Source organism: Mesotoga sp. HF07.pep.5.2.highcov (genome assembly GCF_003666285.1).
Taxonomy (GTDB): Bacteria; Thermotogota; Thermotogae; order Petrotogales; family Kosmotogaceae; genus Mesotoga; species Mesotoga prima.
Window position 1 is genome coordinate 1 of record NZ_JFHJ01000698.1, and the last position, 815, is coordinate 815.

At 44.3% G+C, this 815-nt stretch carries 1 protein-coding gene; it reads left to right on the forward strand.

Annotated features, from left to right (window positions below; genetic code table 11):
• The coding region (locus BG32_RS14890) for a S9 family peptidase (RefSeq protein WP_147435100.1) at positions 1 to 493 on the forward strand (493 nt) is incomplete at its 5' end.
• Positions 494 to 815 lie beyond the last annotated feature (322 nt).

Here is an 815-nt window from a genome sequence, read left to right on the forward strand (position 1 = left end):
GGCCGCCAGATATCTAGGCACACTTGATTTTATCGACGAAGAAAGAATCGCCATAAATGGAGGGAGCTACGGAGGTTTTATGGTGCTCGCAGCTCTGGCCTTTAGACCGAAGGAGTTCAAGGCAGGTATAGATCTTTTCGGTGTTTCAAACTGGGTGAGAACACTCAAAGAGGTGCCTGCCTGGTGGAAGGCCATTAAAGATCTACTATACACGAAGATTGGAAACCCCTTTGAAGAAGAGGAATACCTCAAGAGCATCTCCCCTCTCTTCCACGCCGAGAGAATTGAAAGACCACTCCTGGTTCTTCAGGGTGTAAATGATCCAAGAGTATTGAAAGTGGAGTCGGACGAAATCGTTGAGAGCCTTAAGAAAAACGGTGTTCCGGTTGAATATGTTGTATTTGAGGATGAGGGACATGGCTTCAAGAAGAAGGTTAATAGAATCAAAGGGGCTAAAGCAATGCTTGCGTTTTTAGATAAATACCTGCGCTAAAGAATTCGTTTAACTCTAAATAGCAGGTGGAAGAAGATCCAAGAGGGCTTCGGTCCATCCACATAAATGAATGAAAAAGAAGGGGAATTGATGTTGCTTCAGTTATTGCTATGAAGGAAATGTCTCTTTTCGTCATAACAATAAACAGAGAAGTAAGCGATTTCGACTTCTCAACTGATTTCAGGGTGTCTAGCACAAACGGTCCGGCTCTTTCACAACGCAAATATGAGCCCACCTTCTCCGGCATAAGTCGCAATGGCAGGCCCCATCTTTCCAATTATGACTTCAGAGTCGGGGACACGTTTCCTTATCTCTGAAGAAA